Origin of the sequence: Aurantibacter sp., from assembly GCF_042094015.1 — a bacterium.
GTDB lineage: Bacteria > Bacteroidota > Bacteroidia > Flavobacteriales > Flavobacteriaceae > Aurantibacter.
The window spans coordinates 1-19,030 of record NZ_JBELDZ010000017.1; the positions used below are offsets into that span (position 1 = coordinate 1).

Annotated in this window: 16 protein-coding genes and 1 pseudogene; 7 read left to right on the top strand and 10 right to left on the bottom strand. The window is 31.5% G+C overall.

Features of this window, described 5'->3' with window-relative positions; translation table 11 throughout:
* The first annotated feature begins 168 nt into the window (after positions 1-168).
* The 6 genes from rsmI to ACFDSN_RS04140 all read left to right on the top strand — a co-directional run bounded on the left by rsmI (position 169) and on the right by ACFDSN_RS04140 (position 6,645).
* Complete coding sequence (rsmI, locus tag ACFDSN_RS04115; RefSeq protein ID WP_375238562.1) at positions 169-837, top strand: 16S rRNA (cytidine(1402)-2'-O)-methyltransferase; 669 nt, start codon at positions 169-171, stop codon at positions 835-837.
* A gap of 171 nt (positions 838-1,008) precedes the next feature.
* On the top strand, positions 1,009-2,364 hold the full coding sequence (locus ACFDSN_RS04120) for a stage 0 sporulation family protein (RefSeq protein WP_375238563.1): 1,356 nt from the start codon (positions 1,009-1,011) through the stop codon (positions 2,362-2,364).
* Complete coding sequence (locus ACFDSN_RS04125; protein ID WP_375238564.1) at positions 2,348-2,836, top strand: gliding motility lipoprotein GldH; 489 nt, start codon at positions 2,348-2,350, stop codon at positions 2,834-2,836. The genes ACFDSN_RS04120 and ACFDSN_RS04125 overlap by 17 nt, the downstream gene beginning before the upstream one ends.
* A 65-nt stretch (positions 2,837-2,901) precedes the next feature.
* On the top strand, positions 2,902-5,232 hold the full coding sequence (locus tag ACFDSN_RS04130; RefSeq protein WP_375238565.1) for a penicillin-binding protein 1A: 2,331 nt from the start codon (positions 2,902-2,904) through the stop codon (positions 5,230-5,232).
* Positions 5,233-5,274: 42 nt separating this feature from the next.
* A complete protein-coding gene (locus tag ACFDSN_RS04135) occupies positions 5,275-5,976 on the top strand; it encodes a CoA transferase subunit A (RefSeq protein ID WP_375238566.1) in 702 nt (233 codons plus the stop codon).
* Between the two features lie 15 nt (positions 5,977-5,991).
* The gene (locus ACFDSN_RS04140; RefSeq protein WP_375238567.1) at positions 5,992-6,645 is read left to right on the top strand and encodes a CoA transferase subunit B; all 654 of its coding nucleotides are present in this window, start codon (positions 5,992-5,994) and stop codon (positions 6,643-6,645) included.
* Positions 6,646-6,705: 60 nt separating this feature from the next.
* Here ACFDSN_RS04140 and ACFDSN_RS04145 read toward each other — a convergent pair whose 3' ends face one another.
* Positions 6,706-8,382 (bottom strand): ABC transporter ATP-binding protein, encoded by a 1,677-nt coding sequence (locus ACFDSN_RS04145; RefSeq protein ID WP_375238568.1) that lies wholly within the window; start codon positions 8,380-8,382, stop codon positions 6,706-6,708.
* Positions 8,383-8,558: 176 nt separating this feature from the next.
* Here ACFDSN_RS04145 and ACFDSN_RS04150 point away from each other — a divergent pair, with 176 nt between their 5' ends.
* A complete protein-coding gene (locus tag ACFDSN_RS04150) occupies positions 8,559-10,991 on the top strand; it encodes a GEVED domain-containing protein (RefSeq protein WP_375238569.1) in 2,433 nt (810 codons plus the stop codon).
* Between the two features lie 79 nt (positions 10,992-11,070).
* Here the strand turns inward: ACFDSN_RS04150 and ACFDSN_RS04155 are convergent, their stop codons facing one another.
* From ACFDSN_RS04155 to ACFDSN_RS04195, 9 genes and pseudogenes are all read right to left on the bottom strand, one after another.
* Positions 11,071-11,784: a 3'-5' exonuclease gene (locus ACFDSN_RS04155; RefSeq protein ID WP_375238570.1), complete on the bottom strand. Its 714-nt coding sequence runs from the start codon at positions 11,782-11,784 to the stop codon at positions 11,071-11,073.
* Positions 11,785-11,808: 24 nt separating this feature from the next.
* Positions 11,809-12,960 carry a serine hydrolase domain-containing protein gene (locus ACFDSN_RS04160; protein WP_375238571.1) on the bottom strand — a complete coding sequence of 384 codons (1,152 nt, stop codon included), beginning with the start codon at positions 12,958-12,960 and terminating at the stop codon, positions 11,809-11,811.
* A 90-nt stretch (positions 12,961-13,050) separates the two neighbouring features.
* Complete coding sequence (locus ACFDSN_RS04165) at positions 13,051-13,524, bottom strand: methylated-DNA--[protein]-cysteine S-methyltransferase (protein ID WP_375238572.1); 474 nt, start codon at positions 13,522-13,524, stop codon at positions 13,051-13,053.
* Positions 13,524-14,609, bottom strand: a complete 1,086-nt coding sequence (locus ACFDSN_RS04170) for a CNNM domain-containing protein (protein WP_375238573.1) — start codon at positions 14,607-14,609, stop codon at positions 13,524-13,526. Before ACFDSN_RS04170 ends, ACFDSN_RS04165 begins: the two co-directional genes overlap by 1 nt.
* A 776-nt stretch (positions 14,610-15,385) precedes the next feature.
* Positions 15,386-16,378, bottom strand: coding sequence for a porphobilinogen synthase (gene hemB, locus ACFDSN_RS04175; protein ID WP_375238574.1), 993 nt, complete (start codon positions 16,376-16,378; stop codon positions 15,386-15,388).
* Positions 16,379-16,404: 26 nt separating this feature from the next.
* A complete protein-coding gene (locus tag ACFDSN_RS04180) occupies positions 16,405-16,770 on the bottom strand; it encodes a YchJ family protein (RefSeq protein ID WP_375238575.1) in 366 nt (121 codons plus the stop codon).
* Positions 16,771-16,778: 8 nt separating this feature from the next.
* A complete protein-coding gene (gene hemF / locus ACFDSN_RS04185) occupies positions 16,779-17,681 on the bottom strand; it encodes an oxygen-dependent coproporphyrinogen oxidase (protein ID WP_375238593.1) in 903 nt (300 codons plus the stop codon).
* 102 nt (positions 17,682-17,783) lie between these two features.
* A pseudogene (locus ACFDSN_RS04190) lies at positions 17,784-18,221 on the bottom strand (GNAT family N-acetyltransferase); the annotation flags it as partial.
* 1 nt (position 18,222) lies between these two features.
* A complete protein-coding gene (locus tag ACFDSN_RS04195; RefSeq protein ID WP_375238576.1) occupies positions 18,223-18,984 on the bottom strand; it encodes an EI24 domain-containing protein in 762 nt (253 codons plus the stop codon).
* Positions 18,985-19,030: the final 46 nt, after the last annotated feature.

The window sequence follows — 19,030 nt, forward strand, 5'->3', positions numbered from 1 at the left end:
TAGAGCATCTGACTGTTAATCAGAGGGTCCTAAGTTCGAGTCTTAGAAGAGGAGCCAAATGGGAAAAGCCTTTACAGAAATGTAAGGGCTTTTATTTTTTGTATAACTAAATAAGTAAGGTCAAACTTCTCTTGTTTATCTATATTTGTATTCTAAAAAGATTTCTAAATGCTATACTTAGTCCCAACACCAATAGGAAATTTAGAAGATATAACACTTCGTGCTTTAAGAGTTTTAAAAGAAGTTGATGTTATTTTGGCTGAAGATACACGTACATCTGGAAAATTATTGAAGCATTTTGAGATTACAACACAAATGCAAAGTCACCATATGCATAACGAGCATAAAACAATAGATAATTTAATTAAGCGATTAAAATCTGGTGAGAAAATTGCAATAATTAGTGATGCAGGAACACCAGCAATTTCAGACCCAGGATTCTTATTAACTAGAGCTTGTGTAGAAAATAATATAGAGGTTAATTGTTTGCCTGGCGCAACTGCATTTGTGCCTGCATTAGTTAATAGTGGTCTACCAAACGATAAATTTATTTTTGAAGGTTTTTTGCCAGTAAAAAAAGGTAGACAAACACGCTTTAAATTATTAGCAGAAGAAACTAGGACTATTATTTTTTACGAAAGCCCGCATAAATTAATTAAAACATTAGGTCATTTTTGTGAGTATTTTGGAGAAGAAAGACAAGTGTCTGTTTCTAGAGAAATAACAAAAATGTATGAAGAAACTATTCGTGGAACCGCCAAAGAAGTTCTAGAATATTATACTAATAAACCACCAAAAGGAGAAATAGTTATTGTGGTGGCAGGTGTTTCTAAATAAGCGAAATTCATTTTAATCGTCACCTTAAAAAACAGGTAAAAAATAATTATCGAAGCTCAGAGTAATTTCTTACTTTTTATCTCGTTATAATAATAGTATATTTACAATTATTTATCATTTTAATCGTCTTCTAAAACTTAGTTTTAGAATCTACATATATAAATCACACACATGGCTTGTCAAAGTTGTTCAACAAAAGATGGTCAACCTAAAGGTTGTAAAAGTAACGGAACTTGCGGTACGGATAGTTGTAATAAACTAACTGTTTTCGATTGGTTATCTAATATGTCACTACCAAGCAACGAAAAACCGTTTGATTGGGTTGAGGTTCGTTTTAAAAACGGACGTAAAGAGTTTTATAAAAACACAGAAAATTTATCGTTAAGTATTGGAGATGTTGTCGCAACACAAGCACAATCTGGTCATGATATTGGAATGGTTACTCTTTCGGGTGAATTAGTTCGCGTTCAAATGAAACGTAAAAAAGTCAATCCAAATAGAACTGAAGAAATTAAAAAAGTATATAGAAAAGCTTCACAAAAGGATATAGATATTTGGTCTACAGCTCGAGATAGAGAAGAGCCTATGAAGGTAAAAGCGCGCCAGTTTGCTATAGACTTAAAGCTTAAAATGAAAATCTCAGATATTGAGTTTCAGGGAGATGCAAGTAAGGCAACATTCTATTACACAGCTGAAGAACGCGTAGATTTTAGAGAGTTAATAAAACTGTTTGCTAAAGAATTCCGAACAAGAATAGAAATGAAACAAGTTGGTTTTCGTCAAGAAGCTTCTCGTTTAGGAGGAATTGGTTCTTGTGGACGCGAATTATGCTGCTCTACATGGCTAACAGATTTTAGATCAGTAAGCACAAGTGCTGCAAGATATCAGCAATTATCACTTAATCCACAAAAATTAGCTGGACAATGTGGTAAATTAAAGTGTTGTTTAAATTATGAATTAGACTCATATTTAGATGCGTTAAGAGGATTACCAAAACCAGAGACGAAACTATATACAGAAAAAGGAACAGCTGTTTGTCAGAAAACGGATATTTTTAAAGGTCATCTTTGGTATGCTTATGAAGGTGAATGGATGAATTGGCACTTAATAACAAAAGAACAGGCAAACGAAATTATTACTTTAAATCGTAAAAAAGAAAAAGTAGCTAATTTAGAAGATTATGCAGCGACATTAATAGTTGAAGCTAAAGTAGAATTTGAAAACGTAGTAGGGCAAGATAGTTTAACACGTTTTGACCAACCTAAATCTAAAAACAAGAATAATCGTAATAAAAAACGACCGAACAATCGTAATAAAAAACAATCTGATAATCGTACAGATGCGCCTACAAGACCAGAACGTAAGCCTAGGCCAAAACAGGCTCAGAGTTCGAATGGTAAAAATACAGATGTTATAACGGATAGATCAAAAAATAACAGACCTAATAAACGCAGAAAACCTCAAGCGAAACAGAGTCCAGATAAAAATACTAATAACTCAACATCAAGCAATGATAAAAAAGAATAATTTTTATCTGTTTTTATTAATACTTTTTTGCTTTTCATGCGATAGTCAAGCAGTTTTTGACGAGTATAAAAGTTTTTCTAACGCTTGGAATAAAGATGAAATAGTAAGTTTTAATGTTAATCCAAACGATAGTATTAATCCATATAATCTATTTGTTAATGTTAGAAATACAAATGCTTATAAGTACAAGAATTTGTTTTTAATTGTTGAAATGGATTTCCCAAATGGTAAAGTAGTTACAGATACATTGGAGTATAATATGGCAGACAAAACAGGTGCTTTATTAGGCGAAGGAATTTCTACTACAAAAACCAGTAAGTTATGGTATAAGGAAGCGGTTAAGTTTCTTGAGCATGGCGATTACAAGGTTAAAATACAGCATGCTATGCGTAAAAATGGCGAAGTAAATGGTGTTGTAAACTTAGAAGGTATTACAGATATAGGGTTCAGAATTGAGAAAATAATTAAATAATATTGTTTCTATAAGGGATTATTAAAGTCTTAAAAAGAAAAAATATTAATAGAAAGAACAAGCACATGGCAACAGCAAAAAAACAAGAAACATCAGATTACGATAAATTTGTCCGTTGGTTTTGGATGCTTTTTTTAGGTGGTATTTTAGCAGTAGTTTTAATATTTTTCTTAGCGTCTAAAGGAAAATTAGGAGAATTACCAGATCATAGGCAGTTGGAGAACCCTAATACAAATTTAGCGTCAGAAATTATTTCTTCAGATGGAAAAACGTTAGCAAAATTCTATTTTAAAGACAACAGAACAAGAGTGTCATTTGAGGAATTACCAAAACATTTAATAGATGCTTTAGTTGCAACTGAAGATGTTAGGTTTTACGAGCATTCAGGAATAGATGCACGTGGAACATTAAGAGCATTTCTTACTTTAGGAAGAGGTGGAGGAGCAAGTACGATATCTCAACAATTAGCTAAGCAATTATTTACAAAACAAGTTTCAGGTAATAAGTTGGGTAGAGTTTTTCAGAAAATTAAGGAATGGGTTATAGCCGTTCGTTTGGAAAGACAATACACCAAAGAGGAGATTATTACACAATATTTTAATATTTATGATTTTGGTAATTTTGGAGATGGTATACGTTCGGCTTCAAGAATTTATTTTGGTAAAGAACCTAAAGATTTAGATGTTAAAGAATCTGCTATGTTGGTTGGAATGTTTAAAAACTCATCGTTATATAATCCAAGACCAAGTAGAAACCCAATTGGTACTAGAAATCGTAGAAATACTGTTTTAAGTCAAATGGTTAAATATGATGTTTTAAGCGAAAAAGTAAAGGATTCAATTTCTAAAAGAGAATTAGATTTAAAATATACACCTGAGTCTCATAGAGACGGAACTGCTACTTATTTTAGAGCTTATTTAAAAGAATATATGAAAGATTGGATTGATAAAAATCCAAAACCTGATGGAACAAAATTCAACCTGTACAATGGTGGTTTAAAAATTTACACAACAATAGATTCAAGGATGCAAGCTTATGCAGAAAATGCTGTAAGTACTCATCTAAAAGCTTTACAGAAAGAATTTTTTGTTCAAAACACACCTAAAAGAAATCCTACAGCACCATTTTTAGATTTAGATAAACAGGAAATTAAAGATCTAATGAACCGTTCTATCAAACAATCAGAACGTTGGCGTAAAATGAAATACGATTTAAAAAAGCCAGAAAAAGAAATTTATGCCTCATTCGAGAAACCAACACCTATGAGTATTTTTACATGGGATAGAGGCGAAGTAGATACAATTATGAAGCCAATGGATTCAATGCGTTATTATAAGCATTTTTTACGTGCTGGAATGATGAGTATGAACCCACAATCGGGACACGTAAAAGCTTGGGTTGGAGGATTTAATTATCGTCATTTTCAATATGATATGGTTAAACAAGGTAAACGACAGGTAGGTTCTACATTTAAGCCTTTTGTGTATGCCACGGCAATAGATCAATTGCACATGTCTCCTTGCGAAAAATTACCACGTTCTCAAATTACAATAGAAGCTGGTAAAATGGGTAATACGTTAGCATGGACACCAAAAAACAGTGATGGGAAATATGGTGGAGAATTAACACTTAAAGATGCTTTAGCTAATTCTGTTAATACCATAACAGCACGTTTAATGGATAAAGTTGGTCCAGCACAAGTAAGTGATTTAGCTAAAAAATTAGGAGTAACATCAAATATTCCTCCAGTACCATCAATAGCTCTAGGAACTCCAGATATAAGTGTTTACGAAATGGTTGGTGCTTATAGTACTTTTGCCAACAAAGGGGTTTATATAGAACCTATAATGGTTACTGTTATTGCTGATAAAAACGATACGGTTTTAGAACAGTTTTTACCAAAAACTAAAGATGTTTTAAGTGAGGAAACAGCTTATGTAACGGTTAAGTTAATGGAAGGTGTAACTAATTCTGGCTCTGGAAGACGCTTAAGAACAAAAGGCGCAGAAAAATGGAATTCTGTATATAAAGAGGTTATTACTGGTTATCCTTACGAGTTTACAAATGATATAGCAGGAAAAACAGGGACCACGCAAAACCAAAGTGATGGTTGGTTTATGGGAATGGTTCCAAACCTTGTAACTGGTGTTTGGGTTGGAGGAGAAGATAGAGCAACGCATTTTAAAAGTATAACTTATGGTCAAGGCGCAACTATGGCATTACCAATTTGGGGAATGTATATGAAAGATTGTTATGCCGACAAAGATTTAGAAATTTCTGATGCTAAATTTGACGAACCTAAAGATTTATCTATAGAAGTAGATTGTGATAAGTATGAAGAAACATCAAAAGAAGAGGTAGAAACTGACTCTTCAATAGATGGTTTAGAGTTATAATTAGAAATTTACAGTTAAAATATACAAATAAAAAAACACTATATGATTTCAAAAAAAGTAAATAATGTTCAAGATGCCTTAAGTGGTGTTAGTAACGATATGACTTTTATGCTTGGTGGATTTGGATTATGCGGTATTCCAGAAAATGCTATAGCAGAATTGGTTAAAAAGAATGTAAACGGATTGACTTGTATATCTAATAATGCAGGTGTAGACGATTTTGGTTTGGGACTTTTATTACACGGAAAACAAATTAAGAAAATGGTATCTTCTTATGTTGGAGAAAATGATGAGTTTGAACGTCAAATGTTATCTGGCGAATTAGATGTCGAGCTTATTCCTCAAGGAACTTTAGCTGAACGTTGTAGAGCTTCACAAGCTGGATTTCCTGCAATTTATACACCAGCAGGTTATGGTACTGAAGTAGCTGAAGGAAAAGAAACTAGAGAATTTGATGGTAAAATGTATGTTTTAGAACATGCTTTTAAAGCCGATTTCTCTTTTGTTAAAGCTTGGAAAGGTGATGCAGCAGGAAATTTAATATTTAAAGGAACTTCAAGAAATTTTAATCCTGTTATGTGTGGTGCAGCTAAAATAACAGTTGCTGAGGTAGAAGAATTAGTTCCTGTTGGTGAATTAGATCCAAATCAAATCCATATACCAGGGATTTTTGTACAGCGTATTTTTCAAGGTGAGACTTACGAGAAACGCATTGAACAAAGAACAGTTAGACAGACGTCTTAATTAACAAATTAAATTATGTTAGACAAAATAGGAATAGCAAAACGTATAGCACAAGAAGTACAAGATGGATACTATGTTAATTTAGGAATTGGAATTCCAACTTTAGTAGCTAATTACGTAAGAGAAGATATAGAAGTAGAATTTCAAAGTGAAAATGGTGTACTTGGAATGGGACCGTTTCCTTTTGATGGCGAAGAAGACGCAGATATTATTAACGCAGGAAAACAAACGATTACTACCTTACCTGGCGCAAGTTTCTTTGATTCAGCAACAAGTTTCTCTATGATACGTGGACAACACGTAGATTTAACTATTTTAGGAGCTATGGAGGTTTCAGAAAATGGAGATATAGCCAATTGGAAAATTCCTGGAAAAATGGTTAAAGGTATGGGCGGAGCAATGGATTTAGTAGCTTCGGCTGAAAATATTATTGTTGCAATGATGCACACAAATAGAGCTGGTGCTTCTAAATTATTAAAAAGATGTAGTTTACCTTTAACTGGTGTTAATTGTGTGAAAAAGGTAGTAACAAATCTTGCAGTATTAGAAGTTACAGAGAATGGTTTTAAGCTATTAGAAAGAGCTCCTGGAGTTTCAGTTGAAGATATTCAAAATGCTACAGAAGGCGAATTAATTATTGATGGTGAAATTCCAGAAATGAAAATTTAATTATTTTTCACATACTTATTAAAAAAGACTACTGATTATTAGTGGTCTTTTTTATTATTGTTAAATACCTTTTGGAATAGCATTAATAAGTGCTTTAGTGTAAGGTTTTTTTGGATTTTTATATATAGTATCGGCATCTCCTAGTTCTTCTATGTTGCCTTTATTCATAACAAGAAGCTGATCACTCATGTATTTAACAACTGCTAAATCATGTGAGATAAAAATGTATGTAAATCCAAATTTTTCTTTTAATTCATTTAATAAATTAAGAACCTGAGCTTGAACCGAAATATCTAAAGCAGAAACAGATTCATCACAAACAATAAGTTTTGGTTGTAAAGCAATAGTTCTTGCAATTCCAATGCGTTGGCGTTGTCCACCAGAAAATTCGTGTGGATATCTATTAAAAGCAGTTTCATCTAAACCTACACGTTCTAATAGTTCTAGTGTTTTTAATTTGCATTCAGTTTTAGTTGCATACAGTTTATGGACTAACATTGGTTCCATAATTGTTTCTCCAACAGATCTACGCGGGTTTAAAGACGAATACGGATCTTGAAATATAATCTGAATTTCCTTTCTAAAACTTACCATTTCTGAAGTAGATAATTTAGTAATATCGATACCTTTATATAATATTTGTCCAGCTGTTGCTTTATCTAGATTTAGAATAGCATTTCCAAGTGTGCTTTTTCCACAACCAGATTCACCAACTAAACCTAAAGTTTCTCCTTCATAGACATTAAAACTTACGTTATTTACAGCTTTAAAACTTTCTGTTCTACCAAACAATCCAGTTTTAGACAAGAATTCTTTTTCTACATTTTTAACTTGTAATAAAGGTTGATTTCCGTATAATTTTTCGTGATGAATTTTTCTATCTAAAGATGTATATTCTTTAGATGTTTCATCTTCGTTTAAAATTGAACTAACAGTTGGTAAACGTTTTAATCTAATATCTAAACTTGGTCTTGAAGCTATTAAAGCTTTTGTGTATTTATGTTCTGGTGTGTTAAAAATAGCTTCTGCAGAATTTTGCTCTACAATTTCACCTTTATACATAACTAAAACCCGATCTGCAATTTGAGAAATTAAAGATAAATCATGAGTAATAAATAGAACACTCATTTTGGTTTGCTGTTGTAGTTCTTTAAGTAACAAAATTATTTCTTCTTGTACTGTAACATCTAAAGCTGTTGTTGGCTCGTCTGCAATTAATAAATCTGGTTTACAAGAAATTGCCATTGCAATCATAACACGTTGCTTTTGTCCGCCAGAAATTTCGTGCGGATAAGCTTTATAAACTCGTTCAGGATTAGGTAGCTTAACTTGTTCTAGTAACTGTAAAACTTCTGCTTTTAATTCTGATTTAGATAAGTTTGTGTGTTGTTGTAAAATCTCTTCAACTTGTTTCCCACAACGCATACTTGGATTTAAAGAACTCATTGGTTCTTGAAAAATCATTGCTATATTGTTTCCTCTAAGAGATTGAAATACTTTAGGGCTTATGCGTGTAATATTTTCTTTATTAAAATAAATATCACCAGAAGTAATGCTGGCTAATTTATTAGGAAGTAATCCCATTAAAGCTAAAGAAGAAACTGATTTTCCTGAACCAGATTCACCTACAATACCTAAAATTTCATTTTTATTTAAATGATAAGAAATACCTTTAATCACTTCTTTTTTTCCAAAGGAAATATATAAATCTTTAACCTGTATAATATGCTTATTCAAAATTACTTTTTATGCTAATTTAAAACAAAGAACAGAACGATTATGTGTCCGAGTTAGATTTGATAAAATGTTAAAATTTAATCATAAAAATTATTACATATTTAATAATTTGGTTTGTATATTAAATTATTTATACATTTATACCGAACAAAAAATCAACCAAACCATTTTATCTTATGAAAAAACTAATTATCCTATCGTTTTTAGCAATTCTATGTTCTGGAATTTTATTTGCACAAGAAAGAAATTGTGCTTCAATGGAAAATTTAGAGTATAGAAAGAGTATTGATTCTAGCTTGGAACAAAAAATGTTGCAAATTGAAGAGTTTACGTCACAAAAAATGGCGCAAATGAACCAATCATCTCAAAAAATATCAGGTGATATTATTACAATTCCTGTTGTAGTACACGTTTTATATAGGAATAGTACAGAGAATATAAGTGAAGCACAAATTCAATCTCAGTTAGACGTACTAAATGAGGATTTTAGACGTACAAATGTAGATGCAGATAATACTTGGTCTCAAGCAGCGGATACACAAATCGAATTTTGTCTTTCTAAAGTAGATCCAAATGGTAATGCAACTTCAGGAATTACTAGAAAATCTACAACTCGAAGAGATTGGGGTACTAGTGATGATATGAAACGTTCTACTAGTGGAGGAATAAATCCTTGGAACACAAGTGAATATTTAAATATGTGGATTGTTCCACAAATGTTAAACGCTCAAGGTGGAACTATTTTAGGTTATGCACAATTTCCTGGTGGTGCAGCTGCTACAGATGGTTGTGTAATGTCTTATAATTACTTTGGGAGAACAGGTGCTGTTTCTGCACCTTTTGATGGTGGTAGAACAACAACACATGAAATAGGTCACTTTTTAAACTTACGTCATATTTGGGGAGATTCAAACTGTGGAAACGATTTTGTTAGCGATACTCCAACGCATCAAACATCAAATGGAGGTTGTCCAACAGGAAGAACATCTTGTGGGTCTTTAGATATGTATCAAAATTATATGGATTACACAAACGACTCTTGTATGAATTTATTTACAACAGGTCAAAAAAATAGAATGCGTTCTGTTTTAGCTTCTGGTGGAGCAAGAAGAAGTTTGGCTTTATCAGATAAATGTGGAGCTGTTGTTACTCAACCAACTTGTTCGGATGGTATTCAAAACGGAACAGAAACTGGAGTTGATTGTGGTGGTTCATGTTCGCCTTGTCAAACAGGAAATCAATATTGCTCTTCTCAAGGAAATAGTGTTAATGATGAATATATTAGCAATGTAAAATTAGGAAGTATTAACAATAATTCTGGTGCTTTAACGTATTCGAATTTCACAAATATATCCACAGATTTAAATAAAGGTGATAGTTATACATTATCAGTTACTCCAACGTGGACAGGAACTAAATATGATGAAGGAATTTCAGCTTGGATTGATTTTAATCAAGATGGTGATTTCACAGATTCAGGAGAACAAATTTTTTCTAACGCAGCATCTCAAACTAGTCCTGTAACAGGAACTATTTCCATACCTAGTTCAGCTTTGACAGGAGAAACAAGATTACGAATTTCGATGAAATATAATGGAACACCAACATCTTGTGAAGTCTTTGATTATGGAGAAGTTGAAGATTATACAGTAAATGTTGGCTCTGGAGGAACTACAGATCCAGATCCTACAACATGTACAGCTTCTGTGTCATCTTTTCCTTATTCTGAAAGTTTTGAAAGTGGTTTAGGCGCATGGTCTCAATCTACAAATGACAACATTGATTGGACAAGAACAAATGCAGCAACACCTTCTAGTTCTACTGGACCAACAAATGCCTCTCAAGGTTCTAACTATTTATTTGTTGAAGCTTCTGTACAAGGAACAGGATATCCAAATGCTCAAGCTGTATTAATTTCTCCATGTTTTAATTTAGCTTCTGTTTCAAATGGAAACTTTACATTTAAGTATCATATGTATGGTGATGCAGATATGGGAACTTTTTCTGTAGATGTTACTACTAATGGAACAACTTGGATATCACTTTGGAGTCAAACTGGAAACAAAGGAAACAACTGGTTAGATGCAAGTATAAATCTATCAGATTACGATGGACAAACAATTAAGCTTCGTTTTAACAGAACAACAGGTAGTACTTGGAAGGCAGATATTGCTATTGATGCCTTAAGTTTAACATCAGGAACTATATTTGCAGATAAATGTGCTGGTGTAAGTGCTTACGTAAGTACAACAAGTTATAGTACTGGAGATCGTGTCACTTTTCAAGGCGATTTATATGAAAGAACAGCAACTGGATGGATAAATCTTGGAGCTTGTGGAACTGCTAGAATTGAAACTTCTGGCTCTGTAAATAGTTTACAAGCATTAGAACTGTCTGTTTATCCAAATCCATTAAAAGGGAATATTTTATATATAAAATCTAATACTTTAAACATTGATTTTGTTATAGTTAATATGCTTGGTCAGCAAGTTGCTAAAGGTAATACTACTAATAAAAGTTTAGAAGTTAAAGACTTAGAATCTGGAATGTACTTAATTCAGTTTCATGTAAATAATACTATTGAAACTAGAAAGTTTATTAAACAATAACCACAACAATCAATTAACCAATATAAAAAGACCTCGATAATTCGAGGTCTTTTTTCTTTTGAACAAATTTTAATCATAATTAAACGTGAAGAATTTCATCATCCTGTAATATCAAATCACCTCGTAACCTCAAGAAAATTTGAGCAACTGCAATAGTATCTTTTTCGCAATAGGTGATAATTCGATCTATATCTTTTTCTTTATAATAAACATTACAAACCTCACTGCCATCAATATCATCTTTTGGCGAAGGAATACCAAGTACGTTTGTTAGAAGCTTAAGAGAAGTATAGGTTTTATAATCTCCAAATTTCCATAATTCTAAGGTGTCTAAATGTGGTACTTCCCAAGGTTTTTTTCCAAATAAATTTAACTTATATGGCAATTCTATATTATGAATAATCATACGTCTTGCTATGAAAGGAAAATCGAATTCCTTACCATTATGAGCACACAAAAGATGTTTAGTACTATTAAAATGAGATAATAAAAGTGATTTAAAGTCTTTTAATATTTTTGTTTCTGTACCAAAAAAAGAAGTTGTTCTAAATTTTCGCAAATCGCCTTGAATTGTAAAGTAACCAACGGATATACAAACTATTTTACCAAATTCTGCCCAAATTCCTGCACGATCGTAAAACTCTTCAGCAGTAAATTCTTCTTTACGTTGGTATCGTGTTTTAGCTTCCCAAAGCTCTTTCTTAGCATCAGTCAATTCATTATAGAATTCTGTTTCTGGAACAGTTTCTATATCTAAAAACAAAATATGTTCTAAGTTGAGTTTGGTTATCATATTTTTAATGTTTTTAAAGAATTTTTATTGTTCCATCATTTTATAAGCTTCTTCAATATATAAGCCAATATCATCTGTAAAAACTCCTACGCCTTGATCTGGAGATTTTTGATGTCCTAAACGTACAATAATTACATTATCTGTTGGTTCTACAATAACATATTGTCCTAAATGTCCACGCATCATAAAAAAGCTCTTATCACCTCTTTTTTGAAGCCACCAACCATAACCATATTGCGGACTAGAAGGAAACTTAGGGACTATAGATTTAGCAACAAATGCAGAATCTAAAATTTGTTTACCATTCCATTTTCCGTAATCTTTATATAACTTCCCAAAACGTGCAAAGTCTTTTGCATTACTAGCAATACAGCAGTAGGCTTTTACCAAATCATGAGACTCGCTATCTACTTGCCAAAGTGTTTCGTTTTCACTTCCTAAAGGCTTCCAAAAGCTTTCTTCAAAGTATTTATATAGTTTTTTACCCGTTGCTTTTTCTATTACCATTGCTAGCATTTGTGTATCTCCACTAGCATATTTAAAAGTTTGTCCTGGCTCATTAACTACCTTTAAGCCATTCATTACTTTAGCTAAATCATCGTCAAAATAAGCTCTAGTTGTTATAGATAATGGTGAATAATATTTTTCATCCCAATTAGTACCAGAACTCATTGTAGATAAATCTCCAACAGTCATATTTGCTGCTTTACTATCACAAAATGTCGGAAGGAAATCACAAACTGGTTGATCTAAGTTTTTTATGTAACCCTCCATAACAGCTTTTCCTAATAACCCAGACACATAGCTTTTTGCCATACTAAAGGAGTTTGATTTGCTTTTTGGTCCAAAACCATCGTAATATTCTTCAAACCAAACACTATCATTTTTAATAATTACGTAAGCAATTGTTCCCCAATCTTTGTTTGCTTTAGCTAAACGGTCTGTTGGTTGTACTGAATTATAGTTATTATGATTTTTCCAAGGTTGAGGTTTATCAATGTTTATGATTTGATTATCAAACTCTTTATAATCTTCTAAATATGCTGTAGTGTAACCATTCATATAAATGGTTCTAACCGCTTTTATTAAATAATCTGTATCAGTAATGTAAAGCGTAACAACTAATAGGCTGATTACTACTAATAATAATTTAATTATTTTTTTTATGAATTTCATGCAATAGAATTAGTAACCTAAATATAGGGATTTTTAAAAGTTATTGATATAATTTTTTATTAAAAGTAACCAGAAGTAAGTGAGTCGCTACTAAAACAACGATTGTTGTTTATAAGGATTCTCATGTTCTAATAACCATTTTTTACGATGTAATCCGCTAGCATAACCTGTTAAACTTCCATCTGTTCCAATAACACGATGACATGGAATTATAACAGGAATTGGGTTTTTACTATTTGCATTTGCCACAGCTCTTATAGCTTTAACATTTCCTATTTTTTTTGATAAATCTAAATAAGAACAGGTTTTGTTATATGGAATTTTAGATAAACCATTCCAAACCATTTTTTGAAAATCTGTACCTTGAGGATTTAATTTTAAACTAAATTCGGTACGTTCTCCATTAAAATATTCGTTAAGTTGATAAACACAATCTTCTAAACATTCCGGAATAACATCTGTTGTTTTTTCTTCTGAATTTAATATAGAAACAAATTGAATACCATTTATATCCCCACAAATCCTAGTAAATCCTAAAGGTGAAGAGATAATGCATTCTTCCATTATGATGATGTTTTTTCTGAGTCTAAAAGACCCAATTTTTTAGCACGAGATTCCCAACTTTTTCTAGCTAATAATTGTAAGTCAGAAATGCTATCGCTTTCGTCCATAATTTCTAAACCTAGAAGTGTTTCTATAACATCTTCCATAGTAACTATACCACTTACACTTCCATACTCGTCTACAACCAAAGCCATATGGTTTCTGGTTTGAATTAATTCTTCAAATAATGTAGGAATAGGTTTATTGCGCTCAACAATTATAATATGTCGCTTTAATTCTATTAATTTTTTAGAACCATTGCCAAGCGCCATTTCTTTAAAAATTTCGTCTTTAAGAACCAAACCTTTTATATTGTCTGGACTATTACTGTAAATAGGTATTCTAGAAAAACGAAGATTCATATTCTTATTAAAAAACTCTTCTACAGTTGCATTTTCGTCTTCAGATTTTAAAACCGTTCTTGGTGTCATAACATCTTTTGCAAAGACATCTTTAAATGTTAAAAGATTTTTAATGATTTTACTTTCGTTTTTTTGAAAAACACCTTCTTCTTCAGCCATATCTGCCATAACCAAAAAGCCTTCTCTACTTAAAACGCTTCCATGACCTTTTCCACCAATAAGTTTTGTAGTTAATTGTAAAACCCATAAAATACCTGTCCATTTTAAAGGAAATATTAAAACGGTTAATGCTTTAGAGGTAAAATTGGCTAAACCTTTCCAATAGGTTGCTCCAATAGTTTTTGGGATTATTTCTGATGCAATTAAGATTAAAAGTGTCATTATTGCTGAGACAACTCCAACAGTATTTATACCAAAAAATTCTATTTTATAAGGTAAATCTTCTGCTGCAATACCAACCATCATAGCACCTAAGGTGTGTGCAATAGTATTTAGTGTAAGAATTGCAATTAGAGGTTTGTCTACATCTTCTTTTAAAGCCTCTAAAGTAGTAGCATAAGCTTTACCTTCTTGTTTTTTTACTTTAAGAAATGTTGGTGTTATACTTAAAAGCACTGCTTCTAAAATAGAACATAAAAATGAAAAAAATATAGATACGGTTGCCCAAAGTAAGAGTGCAGTCATTTTATTGTTTAGTTTTTTACTAAAATATAAAATTGAAATGAATTGGTTGTGGTAAATACGAAATGTTTGTTTTATTCTTACTCAATACACAATAAGTTTGAAATTTGCGGTAGCGAAGTGAGCTGTATGTACGATTTCTCGTTAAGGCTGGAAATGATTTAGAATTTTAAATTGTATTTAGTCATATCGACTAATGTAGACATCTCATTAGATTCTGCTTTTTAGCAGAATGACAAATAGAGATAAATTGCTATATTCTAAACGAAAAGTTGGTTCAACTTGTTTTGTTAAGATGACTAAAATATGAATTGAACTCGAATTTTATAACCCCATTTTATCAAGATTATCATTTGAATTATTTGTAATATTATTACAGTTAATATCGTGTTAGGAATAATATAATATGGCATTAAATATTTTAAAGGTTATAAGGCCTATGACACAAAAGGTTTTCAGCCTTTGTTAAAAACTTGTTGAAAAGCTCTTTCGAAAAATAAAGGCTTTATTGTACTTTTCTTTAATTTGCACCTAAGTGCGATGCTATTGAAGTTTCGGTAGTTGCCCCCAAAAAAAAACTATAAGAGTGCAATCTTATAGTCTTTTGGATTAATTAAAATATAGAGGAAATGGATAGCATTTACTTAATTTTAATTATTATTATCTTACGTGAAACACGTAAGAAGTAATTTTCAGGCTTGCTAATTAAAAGATTAGTGAGCCTTTTTTTTGTATTGATAACTGGTACAAATATAATTTTTTTTTAATAACTGAACCATTTAACTTTGAATTATTTTAACCACATCTTTAGCAAAATAACTTGCAATAACATCTGCGCCAGCACGTTTTATGGCTGTAATTTGTTCCATCATAACCGCATCATGATCTAACCAACCTTTTTCTGCGGCTGCTTTTAACATAGAATACTCACCAGAAACTTGATAAACTGCTACAGGAACATCTACCGCATTTTTAATATCTCTAACAATATCTAAGTAGCATAAACCTGGCTTAACCATAACAATATCTGCACCTTCATCTATATCCATTTCGGTTTCTCTAATGGCTTCAAAACGATTAGCATAATCCATTTGATAGGTTTTTTTATCCTTTGGAATTTCTTGCATATCTACAGGAGCAGAATCTAATGCGTCTCTAAATGGTCCGTAAAAAGCCGAAGCATATTTAGCCGAATAACTCATAATTCCTGTGTCTGTAAAACCGTCGTCTTCCAAAGCTTCTCGAATGGTTAAAATTCGGCCATCCATCATATCGCTTGGTGCTACAAAATTTGCGCCTGCTTGTGCGTGAGAAATACTCATTTCTGCTAAAAACTCGTTTGTAGCATCGTTTACTACTTTTCCGTTTTCTATAATTCCGTCGTGGCCAAATTCAGAATATGGATCTAAAGCCACATCTGTCATTACCAACATATCTGGACATACGTTTTTTACTGTTTTAATGGCACGTTGCATTAAACCATCTGGATTTATAGCTTCTTTTCCAGCGTTATCTTTTAAATTGTCTGAGACTTTTACAAACAATAAAACTGATTTTAATCCAAGAGCCCACAGTTCTTTTATTTCGTTTTCTAATAAATCTAAACTGTATCTAAAATAGTTAGGCATAGAAGCTATTTCTTCTTTTACACCTTTTCCTTCTACTATAAAAAGCGGTACTAAAAAGTCTGAAGGAGCAATTATAGTTTCGCGAACTAAACTTCTAACAGCTTCGTTGGTTCTTAATCTTCTATTTCTTCTTAATGGATACATATTTAAAGTCTTCGGTTGTTATTTTGTTATTCAGCAAAACCTAAGTAATACCAAACATTGTCTTCTTTTACAAATTTAGAGTTTTCATGGATAACATCTTGAACTCCATCTTCAGAAAAATAGGCATTAAATTTCACGGTATCTAAAGTTGATTTTATGATTTCTAGTTTTAACCATTCTACAGATTTTGCCCAATTTACAATAGCTGTTTTTTCTTTGATTGGTCTTGTGCTTTCGTGATGTGTTTGCATTAAATAATCACCATTAACTAATACAAATGCCGAATATCTTGAGCGCATTAACTGCTCTGCTGTTTCGGTTTTCCCACCATTTTTATGGTAGACTTTACAGCAGTTTTGGTAAGTTTTGTTATTTCCACAGTAGCAATTCATTGTTTTTTTTAAATCCAATCAATAGGTTTTTTTAAAACCTCTACTAATTTAGCTTCTTCACTGTCTGGTTCTGGATTATGATCGTAAACCCATTGTACATGTGGTGGTAAACTCATTAAAATACTTTCTATTCTTCCGTTTGTTTTAAGTCCGAAAAGAGTTCCTTTATCATGTACTAAATTAAATTCTACATAACGTCCACGTCGTATTTCTTGCCAATCGCGTTGTTCTTTTGTATATTCTAAATTTTTACGTTTTTCCACTATTGGTACATAAGCTTCAAGGAAAGAATTTCCAACTTCAGTCTCAAAATTATACCAATCCTGCATAGACATTTCTTCTGTTTTTTTACAGTAATCATAAAATAATCCACCAATTCCACGAGCTTCATTTCTGTGTTCATTATAAAAATACTCGTCACAACGTGCTTTGTATTTTGGATAAAATTCAGGGTTATGTTTATCGCAAGCTTCTTTACATACGTTATGAAAATGTTTAGCATCTTCCTCGAATAAATAATAAGGTGTTAAATCCTGTCCGCCACCAAACCATTGGTCCACAATATTTCCTTCTTTGTCATACATTTCAAAATAGCGCCAATTAGCATGAACCGTTGGAATCATTGGGTTTTTAGGATGAAGTACTATGCTTAAACCACAGGCAAAGAAATCTGCGTCTTCTACACCAAAATATTTTTGCATAGAATCTGGCAACTTTCCATGTACGCCAGAAATATTAACGCCACCTTTTTCGAAAACATTTCCATTTTCTATTACGCGTGTTCTGCCTCCGCCGCCTTCTGGTCTATCCCAAAGATCTTCTTGAAATTTAGCTTTTCCATCTACTGCTTCTAATTTTGCTGTAATACGATCTTGTAATTTTTGAATGTAAGTAAAAAATTGATTTTTCATATTGTTTGTTTTGTATTTTTCATAGAGCTCCATATCTAATGGTGCTGAATTTGGTGGCGTAAATTCTTTAATTAATGTTTTTTGCCACGTAAAATTATTATTTATAGCAACATTTACACTTGCTCTATTTTCTTTATAAACTATAATTTGAAGTCTTTCAAGTCCCAAATAAGTAAAAGCGTACTTACTCAAATGTTTTACAACCTTACTCATTATTTTTTGCCCATTAAAATTGTAATCTATGCAATAGGCAAACTCACCTTGATTAATAATCCAATCTAATTCTTTAATGTAAATTAAACCTATTAATTTATGAGTGTTTTTTTCTTTTATGGTAAATAGAAATGTTTCTTTTGTATTGAAGTTTTTTATCATTTTGATGACAAAAAAACCAGATAAAGTTGGGTTTAAATTTTGCTCTAAGGTTTTTGGAAAATATGCTTTTAACCTATCTTGATTTGATATGCAAAAATCGCAAATGCTCCAAGCATCTTTTTCTTGAATTTTGTCAATGTAATATGTGTCAAATTCAATAAGCATATTAATTAATTTGTTTTGCAGTAAATTTTTCTTTTTTAAGTATTTCTACTGTTTTTAAAGATGCAGCAGTAACACTAAAAGGTAAAACTAAAATAACGCCAATAATTGGAATTAATAAAAAAAGGATGAATACAATTCCATTTCCAATAGCAATACCTCGATGATTCTTAACGAATTGAACACTTTCTCGATATTTAAAATGGCGTTCTAAAGTATAATCTATGTTTCCAAAACCGGCATAATAGGCTTGTGTTAAGAAAAGTAGTATTGTAGATAAAATATTTACTCCAGGAATAAATTTTAGTAGTAGTAAAGGAATTGTAATTAAGAGTTCTTTTCCTAAGTTTCTAAGATTAATTCTAATACCACGCCAAAGCTGTTCTTTAAATGATGTTTTTCTATGTTGATGTTTTTCAATCCCAGTTAAATACACTTCAATTTTTTCTGAAACAGGACTCATAAATGGTGCAGAAAGCGCCATTATAATATGTTTATATAGAATTAATCCAATAGCAAAAAGAATAATACCACCAATAAAAGTTGAAGCTGTCGTAAAAGCTTCTTTTCCAAATTCCCAGATCCAAATTCTAGCAATAAATTCACCAACATTGCCCGATAACCCATAAGCTGTAAATCCAATAATTATAGCAGTTACAAAACTAATAAGCATTGGAATAAAAAAGTATTTCCAAAGTTTTAGTTTTGAAATTAATCCAAAACTCTTAAAGTAGGCTTGAATAGCTTGTAGGATGTTTTTTAGCATTAGTATATATTAAAAAAAGCGTTACTGTTAGCAGTAACGCTTTTTT

What these genes read in the sequence shown, in the direction of transcription:
- hemB (WP_375238574.1), bottom strand. Translation starts at nt 16,378, where the DNA reads ATGTATCCATTAAGAAGAAATAGAAGATTAAGAACCAACGAAGCTGTT.
- ACFDSN_RS04130 (WP_375238565.1), top strand. Translation starts at nt 2,902, where the DNA reads ATGGCAACAGCAAAAAAACAAGAAACATCAGATTACGATAAATTTGTC.
- rsmI (WP_375238562.1), top strand. Translation starts at nt 169, where the DNA reads ATGCTATACTTAGTCCCAACACCAATAGGAAATTTAGAAGATATAACA.
- hemF (WP_375238593.1), bottom strand. Translation starts at nt 17,681, where the DNA reads ATGAAAAATCAATTTTTTACTTACATTCAAAAATTACAAGATCGTATT.
- ACFDSN_RS04120 (WP_375238563.1), top strand. Translation starts at nt 1,009, where the DNA reads ATGGCTTGTCAAAGTTGTTCAACAAAAGATGGTCAACCTAAAGGTTGT.
- ACFDSN_RS04195 (WP_375238576.1), bottom strand. Translation starts at nt 18,984, where the DNA reads ATGCTAAAAAACATCCTACAAGCTATTCAAGCCTACTTTAAGAGTTTT.
- ACFDSN_RS04170 (WP_375238573.1), bottom strand. Translation starts at nt 14,609, where the DNA reads ATGACTGCACTCTTACTTTGGGCAACCGTATCTATATTTTTTTCATTT.
- ACFDSN_RS04180 (WP_375238575.1), bottom strand. Translation starts at nt 16,770, where the DNA reads ATGAATTGCTACTGTGGAAATAACAAAACTTACCAAAACTGCTGTAAA.
- ACFDSN_RS04150 (WP_375238569.1), top strand. Translation starts at nt 8,559, where the DNA reads ATGAAAAAACTAATTATCCTATCGTTTTTAGCAATTCTATGTTCTGGA.
- ACFDSN_RS04160 (WP_375238571.1), bottom strand. Translation starts at nt 12,960, where the DNA reads ATGAAATTCATAAAAAAAATAATTAAATTATTATTAGTAGTAATCAGC.
- ACFDSN_RS04155 (WP_375238570.1), bottom strand. Translation starts at nt 11,784, where the DNA reads ATGATAACCAAACTCAACTTAGAACATATTTTGTTTTTAGATATAGAA.
- ACFDSN_RS04125 (WP_375238564.1), top strand. Translation starts at nt 2,348, where the DNA reads ATGATAAAAAAGAATAATTTTTATCTGTTTTTATTAATACTTTTTTGC.
- ACFDSN_RS04135 (WP_375238566.1), top strand. Translation starts at nt 5,275, where the DNA reads ATGATTTCAAAAAAAGTAAATAATGTTCAAGATGCCTTAAGTGGTGTT.
- ACFDSN_RS04140 (WP_375238567.1), top strand. Translation starts at nt 5,992, where the DNA reads ATGTTAGACAAAATAGGAATAGCAAAACGTATAGCACAAGAAGTACAA.
- ACFDSN_RS04165 (WP_375238572.1), bottom strand. Translation starts at nt 13,524, where the DNA reads ATGGAAGAATGCATTATCTCTTCACCTTTAGGATTTACTAGGATTTGT.